General features: G+C 43.3%; 11 protein-coding genes and 4 tRNA genes. 8 read left to right on the forward strand and 7 right to left on the reverse strand.

All coding sequences use genetic code 11. The features are described 5' to 3' along the window. Positions 1-7: 7 nt before the first annotated feature. The 5 genes from P2G54_RS03790 (at position 8) to P2G54_RS03810 (ending at position 4955) form a co-directional block, all read left to right on the forward strand. The gene (locus tag P2G54_RS03790) at positions 8-766 is read left to right on the forward strand and encodes a hemerythrin HHE cation-binding protein (protein WP_275868325.1); all 759 of its coding nucleotides are present in this window, start codon (positions 8-10) and stop codon (positions 764-766) included. Then, the gene (gene ruvX / locus P2G54_RS03795; RefSeq protein WP_275868327.1) at positions 766-1179 is read left to right on the forward strand and encodes a Holliday junction resolvase RuvX; all 414 of its coding nucleotides are present in this window, start codon (positions 766-768) and stop codon (positions 1177-1179) included. Before P2G54_RS03790 ends, ruvX begins: the two co-directional genes overlap by 1 nt. Continuing rightward, the gene (def, locus tag P2G54_RS03800) at positions 1176-1730 is read left to right on the forward strand and encodes a peptide deformylase (RefSeq protein ID WP_275868329.1); all 555 of its coding nucleotides are present in this window, start codon (positions 1176-1178) and stop codon (positions 1728-1730) included. The genes ruvX and def overlap by 4 nt, the downstream gene beginning before the upstream one ends. Next, the gene (locus P2G54_RS03805; protein WP_275868331.1) at positions 1727-2524 is read left to right on the forward strand and encodes an amidohydrolase; all 798 of its coding nucleotides are present in this window, start codon (positions 1727-1729) and stop codon (positions 2522-2524) included. The genes def and P2G54_RS03805 overlap by 4 nt, the downstream gene beginning before the upstream one ends. 199 nt (positions 2525-2723) lie before the next feature. Further along, positions 2724-4955, forward strand: coding sequence for an NADP-dependent isocitrate dehydrogenase (locus P2G54_RS03810; RefSeq protein WP_275868333.1), 2232 nt, complete (start codon positions 2724-2726; stop codon positions 4953-4955). A gap of 38 nt (positions 4956-4993) precedes the next feature. Here P2G54_RS03810 and P2G54_RS03815 read toward each other — a convergent pair whose 3' ends face one another. Next, positions 4994-5866, reverse strand: coding sequence for a trypsin-like peptidase domain-containing protein (locus P2G54_RS03815; protein ID WP_275868335.1), 873 nt, complete (start codon positions 5864-5866; stop codon positions 4994-4996). 254 nt (positions 5867-6120) lie between these two features. Here P2G54_RS03815 and gap point away from each other — a divergent pair, with 254 nt between their 5' ends. Then, the gene (gene gap / locus P2G54_RS03820) at positions 6121-7125 is read left to right on the forward strand and encodes a type I glyceraldehyde-3-phosphate dehydrogenase (protein WP_275868337.1); all 1005 of its coding nucleotides are present in this window, start codon (positions 6121-6123) and stop codon (positions 7123-7125) included. 94 nt (positions 7126-7219) lie between these two features. Next, entirely contained in the window at positions 7220-7840 is a 621-nt protein-coding gene (locus P2G54_RS03825) for an LON peptidase substrate-binding domain-containing protein (protein WP_275868340.1), read from the forward strand. 11 nt (positions 7841-7851) lie between these two features. Here P2G54_RS03825 and P2G54_RS03830 read toward each other — a convergent pair whose 3' ends face one another. The 5 genes from P2G54_RS03830 to P2G54_RS03850 all read right to left on the reverse strand — a co-directional run bounded on the left by P2G54_RS03830 (position 7852) and on the right by P2G54_RS03850 (position 10916). Then, positions 7852-10413: a M1 family aminopeptidase gene (locus P2G54_RS03830; RefSeq protein WP_275868342.1), complete on the reverse strand. Its 2562-nt coding sequence runs from the start codon at positions 10411-10413 to the stop codon at positions 7852-7854. 113 nt (positions 10414-10526) lie between these two features. After that, positions 10527-10599 (reverse strand) — tRNA-Lys (locus P2G54_RS03835). Positions 10600-10638: 39 nt separating this feature from the next. Beyond that, a tRNA-Arg gene (locus tag P2G54_RS03840) sits at positions 10639-10712 on the reverse strand. A gap of 13 nt (positions 10713-10725) precedes the next feature. Continuing rightward, a tRNA-Pro gene (locus tag P2G54_RS03845) sits at positions 10726-10799 on the reverse strand. A gap of 44 nt (positions 10800-10843) precedes the next feature. Continuing rightward, positions 10844-10916, reverse strand: a tRNA-Lys gene (locus tag P2G54_RS03850). A gap of 269 nt (positions 10917-11185) precedes the next feature. Between P2G54_RS03850 and P2G54_RS03855 the strand changes: the two genes are divergently transcribed. Continuing rightward, positions 11186-11770 carry an SH3 domain-containing protein gene (locus tag P2G54_RS03855; protein WP_275868345.1) on the forward strand — a complete coding sequence of 195 codons (585 nt, stop codon included), beginning with the start codon at positions 11186-11188 and terminating at the stop codon, positions 11768-11770. 35 nt (positions 11771-11805) lie between these two features. Here the strand turns inward: P2G54_RS03855 and P2G54_RS03860 are convergent, their stop codons facing one another. Beyond that, complete coding sequence (locus P2G54_RS03860; RefSeq protein ID WP_275868347.1) at positions 11806-12969, reverse strand: homogentisate 1,2-dioxygenase; 1164 nt, start codon at positions 12967-12969, stop codon at positions 11806-11808. Positions 12970-13058 lie beyond the last annotated feature (89 nt).

Here is a 13058-nt window from a genome sequence, read left to right on the forward strand (position 1 = left end):
TTGTCGAATGCAGAACGGAGACAAAAGGAATAAAGTGTTAGTAGGGGATATTGTTTCCGAAAACTACGTCTTCGCCGCTGTATTACATTATTTTGGTATCAGCTTTTATCAATATCCTACCGAGTCCCTCGAGGAGGTTTGCAGAAAACACAAGGTCAACCCAAATCAATTAATTGCCGAGTTGGAATCTTGGGCTGATAGAAAAGAACCTTCTGCCGAGGAACTCTATCTCAATCCCATTGAACTTTTGGTTGCTTACTTGAAAAAGAAGCATTATTACTTTGTTCGACAGGAACTTCCTTTTCTTTCCAATTTAATTTCCGGGATAAATCCTGAGCCAGAATATGCATCCTTGATGGCCGACTTGAGGATTATGTTTCCACTTTTTGTCGAAGATTTTATCCATCACATTCACGAAGAGGAGAGCAGGCTTTTTAAGCGAATTGAGTTATTGCAGGATATTGAGGAGGGACATTTTGCGGTACATGATGCATTGAAGATCCTTGAACGTGACCCGGTACATCTTTTGGCCGATGCCCACGAGATCCATGATGATGAAATGGAGGGAATCCGAAAACTGACCTCCAATTATTCTCTTTCAAAGGAGGCTCCTTTGGCGATGAAAGTACTCTACCATGAGCTTCAGAATTTCGAAAAAGAGCTCATTACCCATGCTCAGATTGAGGACGAATTGCTTTTTCCAAAAGCTATAGAACTGGAAAAGGAAGCCTTGAGAAAAATCCGAAGTAAAATCAGGATAAACTGATGCCCAGAATTTTAGCAATTGATCTTGGAACAAAAAGAACGGGCTTGGCTGTTACCGATCCGTTGAAAATCCTCGCCAATCCCTTGGAAACTATTGAGACCCCCAAGCTGTTGGAGTACCTGAAGGCTTATTGCAGCAAGGAAGAAGTTGAGACTTTAGTGCTCGGGCTTCCGATACGGCTCAATGGGCAGGACAATGAAATGACGCCCAGAGTGTTGGCAATGAAAGAGAAGCTGGAAAAGGCTTTTCCTGACAAAAAAATTGAATTGGTGGATGAACGCTTTACTTCCAAAATGGCCATGCAGTCCATGATTGCCATGGGGAGTAAAAAGAAAGACCGGAGAGAAAAATCCGGAAACCTGGATAAGGTCAGTGCCACCATAATCTTACAATCCTATTTGGAAAGACAATGATTTACCCTATCGTCGCATACGGAAACCCGATTCTCAAAAAAGAAGCGGAAGATATTAAAGAAGGAACCGACCTGAACGCCTTGATTCAGGACATGTTCTCCACAATGGATCATGCCAATGGAGTTGGTTTGGCCGCCCCTCAGATCAATCAGGGGGTTCGACTTTTTGTAATTGACAGTAGTCTGATGCTGGATGAGGATGATGAGGAAAAAGGGATTCGACGTGCCTTTATCAATCCGATTATTTTGGATGAATACGGAGATAATTACGGTTTTGAGGAGGGTTGCTTGAGCATTCCTGACGTAAGGGCAGAGATCATCCGTCCCGAAAAATTAACCATTGAGTATTACGACGAAAACTGGAATCTGAAAGAAGAAGAGTTTTCCGGGATGACAGCTCGCGTAATTCAGCATGAATACGACCACCTTGAGGGGATTCTTTTTGTGGATTACCTAAAAGGATTAAAGAAAAGACTTCTTCAATCCAAGTTGATTGATGTCAGCAAAGGAAAAGTATCCACAGATTACAGAATGATCTATCCGCTCAAATGAGGAATCTTTCCCCATTGAAAATAGCCCTAGTGCAAACGGACCTTTTCTGGAAGGACAAGGTTGCCAATTTGGCTATGTTGGAGGAAAAAATCTGGGAGATTACGGAAAAGCCTGACCTTATCATCCTGCCCGAAATGTTCCCGACGGGCTTCAGCATGGATGCTCGCGAATTGGCTGAACCCATGAATTTCACCGTGACCAAATGGATGAGGCAATTGGCTGTTCAGACAGGTGCGGTCATAACAGGAAGTGTGATTATTTCTGAAGGAGGGAAGTTTTTTAACCGCCTGCTTTGGGTGGCTCCGGATGGGAAGGTTCATCACTACGACAAAAGACACCTCTTCCGAATGGCTGATGAAGAGAAGGTTTATTCTTCTGGAGGAGAAGTTCCCGTTTTCGAACTGAAAGGCTGGAAAATCTGCCCACAAATCTGTTACGATTTAAGATTCCCGGTCTGGTCCCGAAATAGGCTGAAAGGAGAAGAACTTGCCTATGATTTGATTTTTTATGTTGCCTCCTGGCCCGCAGCAAGGGGTGCTGCATGGGATGCGCTTTTGCCGGCTAGGGCTATTGAAAACCTATCTTATTCCATTGGGGTAAACCGGGTAGGTACTGATGGGAATTCCATTGCTTACAATGGCCATTCTGCCGCCTACGATTTTAAAGGACGGCAATTGGTTGAGTCGGGAGAAAAGGAGGGTATTTTTATGGTGGAATTAGACGGAGAGGAATTATTGGCCTACCGGGATAAATTTCCCGCATGGATGGATTCGGATTCCTTCTTGATTCAATGATTTTAGCCCAGTCAAAACGGGCTCTCATTTTATAGTCGGAATTTGAAACAAGGATATTTTCCGTATTTTAGCCGCGGAATTTTCAGTCCCTGCTTTTTCTTTTTTTCTAACAAAGAATAGCCCCCCAAAGACAGCATTCTGTTTTTCCGGAGCATGGAGGAAGCCGGGCTATTTTACGCTTCAGATACTATTAAACATCATGAGTAATCAAACACCCAAAATCCTCTACACACTGACGGACGAGGCACCTGCACTGGCAACCTATTCCCTTCTTCCGATCGTGCAGGCATTTACCAGTTCTGCTGATGTCAAAGTTGAAACCAGAGATATTTCCCTTTCTGGGAGAATCATAGCTAATTTTCCTGAGTTCCTTAAGCCGGAACAGCAGATTGCAGATGCTTTGGCTGAATTGGGAGAAATTGCAAAAACTCCGGAAGCCAATATTGTGAAACTTCCGAATATTTCAGCTTCTGTTCCTCAGTTGAAAGCTGCAATCAAGGAGCTTCAGTCCAAAGGCTATGCCCTTCCGGACTATCCAGAAGAGCCTAAATCTGAGGAAGAAAAAAATATTAAAGCCAAATACGATAAAATCAAGGGCTCTGCCGTGAACCCGGTATTAAGAGAAGGAAACTCTGATAGAAGAGCTCCTTTGGCAGTCAAAGCCTATGCTCGAAAGCATCCTCATTCCATGGGCGCTTGGACCGCAGAATCCAAATCCCATGTGGACAGTATGACTGAGGGAGACTTCTATGGAAGTGAAAAATCCCATACCATGTCCCAAGCCAGCACTATTTCCATTGAACTGGAAGGGAAAGATGGAAAAAATGAGGTGTTGAAGTCCGGACTGAAGTTGCTCGATGGTGAAGTGATTGACGCTTCTGTTTTGAGTGTTTCTGCTTTGAAATTCTTCCTGAAGAAAGCCATCGCTGATGCGAAGGAACAAGGAGTTTTGTTCTCTCTGCATATGAAAGCTACCATGATGAAGGTTTCAGACCCTATCATTTTTGGGCATGCAGTAAAGGTGTTTTTTGAGCCTGTTTTTGCCAAGTATCAAGCTACTTTCGATGAAATTGGTGTGGACGTCAACAATGGTTTTGGTGATCTATTAGCCAATCTAGATAAGCTTTCTGCTGATAAAAAGGCTGAAATCCTAGCTGATATTGATGCTTGCTATGCGGAAAGTCCAGATGTAGCAATGGTTAATTCCGATAAGGGAATTACCAATCTTCATGTTCCTAGTGACGTTATTATCGATGCGTCCATGCCTGCGATGATCAGAAGTTCAGGTAAAATGTGGAACAAAGCCGGGAAACTTCAAGATACCAAGGCAGTGATTCCTGACAGAAGCTATGCCGGAGTTTATCAGGCCACTATTGATTTCTGCAAGAAGCATGGCGCCTTTGATCCTTCCACTATGGGAAGTGTCCCTAATGTGGGCTTGATGGCTCAAAAGGCAGAAGAATATGGTTCTCACGATAAGACCTTCGAAATTCCTTTTACCGGAACTGTCAATGTGAAAGATGAAAATGGAACGGTATTGATCTCTCATGAAGTGGAGGCGGGTGATATCTGGAGAATGTGCCAGACTAAAGACGCCCCAATTCAGGATTGGGTGAAGCTTGCCGTTACCAGATCCAGGCTTTCCAATACTCCTGCGGTATTCTGGTTGGACTCACAGCGAGCACATGATGCCGAGTTGATCAAGAAGGTCAATAAATATCTTCCTGAGCATGATACGACCGGTTTGGAGATCCATATCATGTCTCCAATCGAGGCAACTAATTTCTCCCTTGCAAGAATCAAGGAAGGACTGGATACAATTTCTGTGACAGGTAACGTTTTGAGAGATTACCTGACAGATCTATTCCCGATTTTGGAATTGGGCACCAGTGCCAAAATGCTTTCTATTGTTCCTTTGATGAATGGAGGCGGTCTGTTTGAAACAGGAGCCGGAGGTTCAGCACCTAAGCACGTCGAGCAATTTGTGGATGAAGGACATCTGAGATGGGATTCATTGGGTGAGTTTCTCGCACTGGCAGTTTCCTTGGAGCATTTGGGACAAACCTTCCATAATGACACGGCTTTATTGCTGGCAGAAACTTTGGACCAAGCTACCGGAAAATGGCTTGAAAATGACAAGTCTCCTGCCAGGGTAGTTGGCAAACTGGACAACAGAGGAAGTCATTTCTACCTGGCCATGTACTGGGCAGAAGCCTTGGCTGCACAGAGCAAAGATGCTGGATTGCAGGCAAAATTTGCTCCTTTGGCAAAAGCCCTCTCCGAAAATGCAGATAAAATCGAAGCCGAACTGAATGGTTCTCAGGGCAAGCCGGTTGACATCGGAGGATATTACAGACCTGATGAAGCCAAAACTTCCAATGCCATGAGGCCAAGCCCAACATTTAATGAGCTTTTAGCTCAGTTGGCCTAAATCATAAAGCCGGATTAAAAAATCCGGCTTTTTCTTTTTTAAGACTCCTCAAAACTGATTTGGTGGTCCCGAAGAAACTTTTTAATGATGGATACATGGATGCATTCTCCCAAATGGATGAATGCATAGTCATTGATCTTTTTGGATTTACCGTGGGAGACTATTTCTTTTTCTTCAATGTCGAATCCAAGGTGTAAGTGCTTGGTTCTAGTTTGCATTCCCCATATTTTTCCCTCAGAGTCAAAAAGTGGCCCACCACTCTGCCCCCTAAGACCAGGGGTACTTAGTTCCATCCCATAAATCTGCCCTTTATTGTCTCCTAAAAAGCGGGTTAACATCCCTTCTATCGGAAACCTGGGGGATCTGGCAGCTCCTTCCTTGGTCCAAACTAGAGATTGACTGTTTTGGTCCAATCGGAAATTAGAAAATTCCGGAAAAGGAAAGCCCAAGCGGCAAAGCATGGCTCCGGGTTGGGCCATGCTGTCGTCCTGGAGAAATTTTGGCGTTTGGCTAATTTGGATTTGACTGAATCCTTCGAATTTGATCAATGCCAGGTCATAATCCGGGTGGAGGATAAAATTCAGTTTGCTGATTTGGTCCACGCAGTCCACAAAGGTGAGTCGCATTTCAGAAGTGGCATCGGATCTGAGTCCCAGTTTTTTTGCAAGCTCGGATCTTTGGGCATTTCCCAGAGAGTGGCTTTGTGATAGAAAACTGGCATACCTCTTATTGATCTGTTCGGCCTGACTGAGCCATTGTGCGACGTGTTTGCAGGTCAAAGCCCAGCCTTCCTTATTGACGAAAAACAGGGTCGCAGAACCTCTTTGAATCTGATGGCTTCCAAAATTCCTGGAGATGGAATGAATGGCACGTGTGTATCCAGCTACCTCTTGAATGGCATTGATAAACATAAAAATCAAGTTATTTATTTGCTGAAAGTAAAGAAATGGTAAAGCAATTCCATGGTGATCCAAAATTTTTCAAAATTTTTCATTTTCCGAAATCGTTTGAATTTGAGATAACCGTAACTCTTTACTTTCGGGCCCTCCAAGTGTTTGGGCTAGCCGAAAAATTGTAATAACTTAGCCATCCCTCAGAGATTTTATGCCGTATGGGCACTACCGAGGTGGTTTTGGAATCAAACCTATAAATAATCAAAATAATTATGAGCAAGATTAAAGTTGGAATTAACGGATTCGGAAGAATCGGACGTTTGGCTTTCCGTGTTGCACAGGAAAGAGAAGATATTCAGGTAGTGGCAATCAACGATTTGATCGACGTTGACTACATGGCCTACATGTTGAAATATGACTCCACTCATGGACAGTTCAAGGGAACTGTTGAAGTAAAAGACGGGAATTTGGTGGTAAATGGAAACTCAATCCGAGTTACAGCTGAGAAGAGTCCTGCAAACCTGAATTGGGGAGCAGTTGGTGCGGATTATGTAATCGAATCAACTGGTATTTTCCTGACTAAGGAAGGCGCTCAAGGCCATATCGATGCTGGTGCCAAGAAGGTAATCATGTCCGCTCCTTCCAAAGACGATACTCCAATGTTCGTAATGGGAGTTAACGAGGATACTTATACTGAAGACATGGTATTCGTTTCCAATGCTTCTTGTACTACCAACTGTTTGGCACCTATTGCTAAGGTGTTGAATGACAACTGGGGTATTGAAGAGGGGTTGATGACTACTGTTCATGCTACCACCGCCACTCAGAAGACGGTTGACGGTCCTTCTGCAAAAGACTGGAGAGGTGGACGTGGAGCCGGTCAAAACATTATCCCTTCCTCAACTGGTGCCGCAAAAGCTGTGGGTAAAGTTATTCCTGAGTTGAATGGAAAACTGACTGGTATGTCTTTCCGTGTTCCTACTCCGGATGTGTCTGTAGTGGATTTGACAGTAAGATTGAAAAAGCCAGCTAAATATGCTGATATCTGTGCAAAAATGAAGGAAGCTTCCGAGACTTCCATGAAGGGGATCCTGGGCTACACTGAAGATGCTGTTGTTTCCAATGATTTCATCGGTGACGCAAGAACCTCAATCTTCGATGCTGAAGCTGGTATCCAACTTTCCGATACGTTCGTGAAAGTGGTTTCCTGGTATGACAACGAGTGGGGTTACTCCAACAAAGTGGTAGACCTGCTTACCTACATCGCTAAGAAATAAGCTAAAGCCCCGATAAATTCGGGGCTTTTTTCTTGCTTTTTGAAAAAGGCAAGCCCACTATTTTTTAGATTTAATTTCCCTAAAGTGTGCGTATATGTTTCTTCCGCTTTTCCCATTGAAACTTGTGGTCTTTCCTGAGGAGGATCTTAACCTTCATATTTTTGAACCACGGTATAGGGAGTTGCTTTCAGATGTGGAAAAGCATAGGATCAGCTTTGGTATCTGTACTTATATAGATCAACTTACTGGATATGGAACGGAGGTCAGGTTGGTCAAGGTGGAGAAAAGGTATGACGACGGCCGACTTGACATCAAAACAAAAGGTGTCAGGGTATTTAAATTAAAGTCATTTGATAATCCCACTTCAGGTAAACTTTATGCAGGAGGGGAGGTCCAATTTCTCCAAAATGACCCGGTGGTTAGCGATGCCTTAAACAGGGAGTTTATTTTTTATCTAAAGGAAATGCTCTATTTACTGAACTACCCCGGAAAGGTGAATCCTGATACTGTCAATTCCTTCACTTATGCCCATAAGCTAGGTCTCAAGTTGGAAGAGGAATCCGAGCTTCACCAGATGGATAAGGAAAGTGAGCGTATGGAGTACTTGGTACACCATTTCAAGCGTATGATTCCGGTGATCAAAGCTGTAGAAGAGGCCAAGGAAAAGATAAAACTAAACGGTCACTTCAAGCATTTGGATCCTTTGAATTTTTAATGAGGAACTTTCTACTTAGAAGCCAGTTTTTGCACCCTTATCAGGTCATCTGTAGCCTGAAGGATTTTACTTTTTAGGACTGGATTGTAATCCGGATTAGCTTCCAGAAATTCCTTCACGGTCTCCGCAGCTTCAGGGCTTGTATGAAGCCCGGCTGTATTTGAAATCCATCCTTTGGGAAAAAATATGTCCCCTGTCCTCTGGATCTCCTCCATCAATTCAAGGGCAAGACGCACGTGCTTTACACTAGTTTTATGATTGAGTGGATGATGGATAAAACCACATGCTGCCAAAACCCAGGATTCTTTTTCCCGATTGACCGGGTCTTGGAAAGACAGGAAGAGTGTATCTCTTTCTTCAGGTTTTTTTGAAAGGGCAGGGCGTAAAAAGTCAAATCTGTTGAGCTTGTCAGGATTGGTGATTCGGGTTCGTTCCTCTGAAAGGATTTCTTCTGAATTCGGATGCTTGTACAGTGCGAGGGTCATCGCTATGTTGGTGAAATTATCCGGATTGAGTTTAAGGTTTGGGATTTCAAGTTTTTTACTCCATATCCTGTAAAGTCTTTCCTGACCGGATTCATTATAGGCGATGTCTGAGTATAGAGAGAACAGAGACTTTTTTACATTGGCAGGCAAGTCCTGATTTAGCAATTGCCATACTTCTTCTTCCAATTCAGGAAGGATCAGGTTTCGGTTTTCTTCTGAGAGGTATTTCCAGAAAAGGGAATTTAGCTCAGAGGAAAGGAGACGAATAATGATTTCATTGGATTCAGCGCTAATTCCTTTTCTGATTACTCCAGTAGTCTCTAGTGGAGAGATATTCCCAGATAGGGTGTTTTCAAACAAATTGATGTAAGAATGGGCTCGCATGACTTCATCATCCAGATTAGGGATTTGAAATATAAAATCAGTGCTGATAGGAAAGACCCCATAGCCGAGTCCGTTGCTATTGTAGAGTATGGCGATAGGCTTGTCAAGTCCCTGTAAATCTTCCACCTCCAGGGTTTTGCCCTGCATGTTCAGTGAAAAGGTTTTGATCTCTTCCGGATAGATCAAGGTGATGTCGAAAAGTTGGGGCCAGATTTTCTCGCTGCCATCCTCGGCTGTTTGGGAGATGGTTAAGGAGGATATTTTGCCTTCTGGAGTGAGTTCCAACTTTTCGGAAAGAATTGGTCTTCCTGATTGGTTTACCCATACATTGCTCCATTGTTGAAGGTCGACAGGAGTTTCTTTGTCCAAAATTTCTACAAGGTCATTCCAATTTGCATTGCCATTGGCAAAGGTTTTAATGTATTCCTGAATTCCTTTTTGGAAAGGTTTTTCGCCCATGACCGTTTCCAATTGACGCATCATAATAGGAGCTTTGTCGTATATGATTCTACCGTAAAGGGAACCCGCATTTTTGAGATTGGAGAGGTATTGCCGAATCGGATTGCTGCCTGCGGTTCTGTCTTCTGAGTAGGCGGCAGGATAATGGGCTGTCAAAAAGAGCAGTTCGTGATTGATGGTGGGGTAGTTGGGGTTGACGATTTTGCCTGCCATAAAATTGGCGAAGACTTCCTTCATCCATACATCATTGAACCATTGCATGGTCACCAAATCACCAAACCACATATGAGCAGTTTCATGGCCGATGAGTTTTGCCCTGCTCAGTAATTCCGAATCTGTAGCATTCTGATCTTGGAAAAGAGAGGATTCCCGGTATTGGATTGCACCTACATGCTCCATTCCTCCATATTGGAAAATCGGGATGGTTGCAAAATCGAGCTTCTGGAAAGGAAATTTGTACCCAGTGTAAGTTTCCAGATAGTCCACTGACTGCTGGTGGAGTTTGAATAGTTCAGGAATACTCGCTTCGATTTTTTCCGGATTGGTTTCTCTATAAAGGAGTGTTTGGGGGAAGTCTCCACTGGAACTGGCTGTTTCGAATTTTCCGGCAACAAATGAAAACAGGTAAGTACTCATCAAGTCCGACTTTCCGAAATGATGCGTAGTGTTTCCATTTACTTCCTTCTTGTTGATCAAAGGGCCTCCTGCCAATACTTTCCAGTCATTGGGAGCAGTGATGCTCAGGGTATAATTGGCTTTCAAATCAGGCTGGTCAAAACATGGGAAAAGCGTGCTTGCCCGGTCTGGTACAAGTAGTGTGTAAAGAAAATCGTCGTTTCTGTTGAGGGAAAGATCTCCAGCCACAAAGCTGATTTCTATAGAATTCTTTCCTTTTTGAAGATGTTCCTCAGGGATAATCAGATGTTCATTTTCATGTTGGATTTCAACGGGCTTTCCATTTACCAGTAGGGAAAGCAGGTTTTCTGATTTTTCATTGAAGTCAAGAATCAGCGGGGCTTTGGTGTTTGAGATTTTGGCTTCCAAAAGTAAGTTCGCTGGGATGGGTTCTGTTTTTGAGGAGGGAATAGAAAAGTCCAATTGATAATGGATGTCTGAGATTTGTCCCTTTCTAAAGTCTGTCAACTGGATAGATATTCCAGGGTCTAAAAAATGTTCCTGATCAATAGGGGCTGCGCAGGAAGTGATCAAGAATATATAATAAAGGAGGGTAAGTGACTGTTTCATGTCCTAAGAATCAGAAATATTATGCTGATTCACAAGGGATATTTGAGGACTTGAATTGCTCTTTTAGCAAAAAGGCTGGAAACGCAAAAAGCAGGCCTGTTGACCTGCTTTTGTGATCCCGCTGGGGCTCGAACCCAGGACCCTAACATTAAAAGTGTTATGCTCTACCAGCTGAGCTACGGAATCAAACAAAAAGCGGAACGTAATTCCGCTTGATTAATAAAGTGATCCTGTCAGGACTCGAACCTGAAACCTACTGCTTAGAAGGCAGTTGCTCTATCCAGTTGAGCTACAGGACCTGGATAATTAAAGTCGGGGTGGCAGGATTCGAACCTACGACCTCCACATCCCAAATGTGGCGCGATACCGGGCTACGCTACACCCCGAAATTTTTAAATACTTTTTTAACTCCTTGCAAGTTAAATCAATGTGATCCCGCTGGGGCTCGAACCCAGGACCCTAACATTAAAAGTGTTATGCTCTACCAGCTGAGCTACGGAATCATTATTTAAAGTTTGGATTTTTTAACACCCAAACCCCGATTTTTTACTTTTCAAATTGACTCCCTGACCTTGCTTTTTGTCAGATCATTGCCGTAATTGGACTGCAAATTTATGACACTGATTTATAAATGCCAAACCCCAAATCAATCTTTCTCACAAAACTTTTGATATTTTCTTTCTTTGTTTTGCAAAGTATTCATTGTCAGGCTGATGTAAATGAGCTTTACAAAGCAGATTCTTTGTTTGAGCAAAGGAGTTATCAAGAGGCAATGGAAATTTATTCATTAAACTACCAGTTGGGGCTTTACTCGCCTTCAATGTTGCTCAAAATGGCCTTTATCGCGGAAGGAATCGGGGATAAAGAACAGGCAACTTTGTACCTGAGTAAATACTATGATTTGAATCCCAATCCTCAGACCCTGACAAAAATTAAGAATCTTACCGGGCAGAATAATCTTTATGGCTACGAGGTGAGTGATGCCCGGCGTTTTGTGCTGTTTTTGGTAGAGTTTAAGGAATGGATAGTGGGAGCCATGGCGGCTTTTCTGCTGATCTCAATTTTCTCTATTTGGTGGACCAGTAGAAAAGAAGAAAAAAGTATCCATTACTGGCCAACGGTATTGTGGATGGTACTCCTTTTTATGACCAATAATTTCCTAAATGCTCCACGGACTGCTTTGATAACAAACAGCCCCACATTTATTGTGAGCAAGCCTACCGCAGGAGGAGCTATGGTGGACCAGGTGGAACCAGGTCACCGGGTGAAAATCAAGTCCTCAAAAGACCTCTGGTACGAGATAGAGTGGAAAAATAAAATAGCCTATATCAGGAAAGACAATGTCACTCGTCTTTAAAGCAAAATAGGCTGGTTTCAAACCAGCCTATTTTTTTATTCTGTCCAACTCATCGGATAATTTGGATCTACAAATTCCAAAGCATCGGTTGTGATTTGAAGAGGACGGAAGGTGTCCAGCATAACTGCATATTCCTCTGTGGATTTCGCACCGATGGATTTTTCTACAGTTCCCGGATGGGGACCATGGGGAAGACCACCCATGTGGATCGTAAATGATCCCCTGTCAATTCCTTTTCTGCTCATGAATTCCCCCTCTGCATAGTACAAGACTTCATCGGAATCGATGTTGCTGTGATTGTAAGGAGCAGGGATAGCCAGAGGATGATAGTCAAACAACCTTGGGACAAAGGAACAGATCACAAAGCCCCATGCCTGGAAGGTTTGGTGGACAGGAGGCGGTTGATGGATTCTTCCTGTAATGGGTTCAAAATCATAAATAGATAGCGCATAGGGATACAGGTATCCGTCCCAGCCCACTATGTCCAAAGGGCTATGGGCATAAGAATACTGATGCAACATTCCCTGCTTTTTGATTTGAACAAGATAGTCCCCCTTCTCTTTTTCAATATGAAGTTCATGAGGGGGCCTAATGTCCCGCTCGCAATAAGGAGAGTGCTCCAAAAGCTGACCGACTTCATTTCTGTACCGCTTTACAGTTTCAATGGGTCCGTGAGACTCGATGATCAATAAGCGGAGGGGACCTTCTTCTTTGAATTCAAATCTATAAATGGTGGTTCTTGGGATGACGATATAATCCCCTTTTCTGACTTCCAGTTTTCCAAATTGGGAATACAGAACTCCTTCTCCATCGTGCACATAGATCAGTTCATCTCCATCCGCGTTTTTAAAATAGTAATCCATCTTCCTGTTTTTTGGTGAACAGATGCCCATCATGACATCATTGTTCATCATCAGGATACGTCTTGCACTGAGATAATCTTCACCAGTGGTGTCCACTCCGGAAGTTTTGAGGTGAGTTTGGTTGAGGCCGTGTTCCTCAGCAATCTTCCAACTGTAAGGTTTTGGCGTGCCGATGGATTTCACCTCGTTGGGATTGTAGATATGGTATAGATTACTGTAAATCCCCGAAAAACCTTTGGAACTGACCAATTCCTCTTTGTATAGACTGCCGTCCGGTTGCCGAAACTGTGTGTGACGCTTGGGAGGTATGCTTCCCAATCTGTGATAGTAAGCCATTTATATTTGGGTTTTTAGACGTTGCTAAAATACAAATAATGCGTTGGTACCAAAGGCTCTAATGAGGAGCATTTCTCCTTCTGATTTAC

The sequence above is a fragment of the Algoriphagus sp. CAU 1675 genome (assembly GCF_029222925.1).
GTDB lineage: Bacteria > Bacteroidota > Bacteroidia > Cytophagales > Cyclobacteriaceae > Algoriphagus.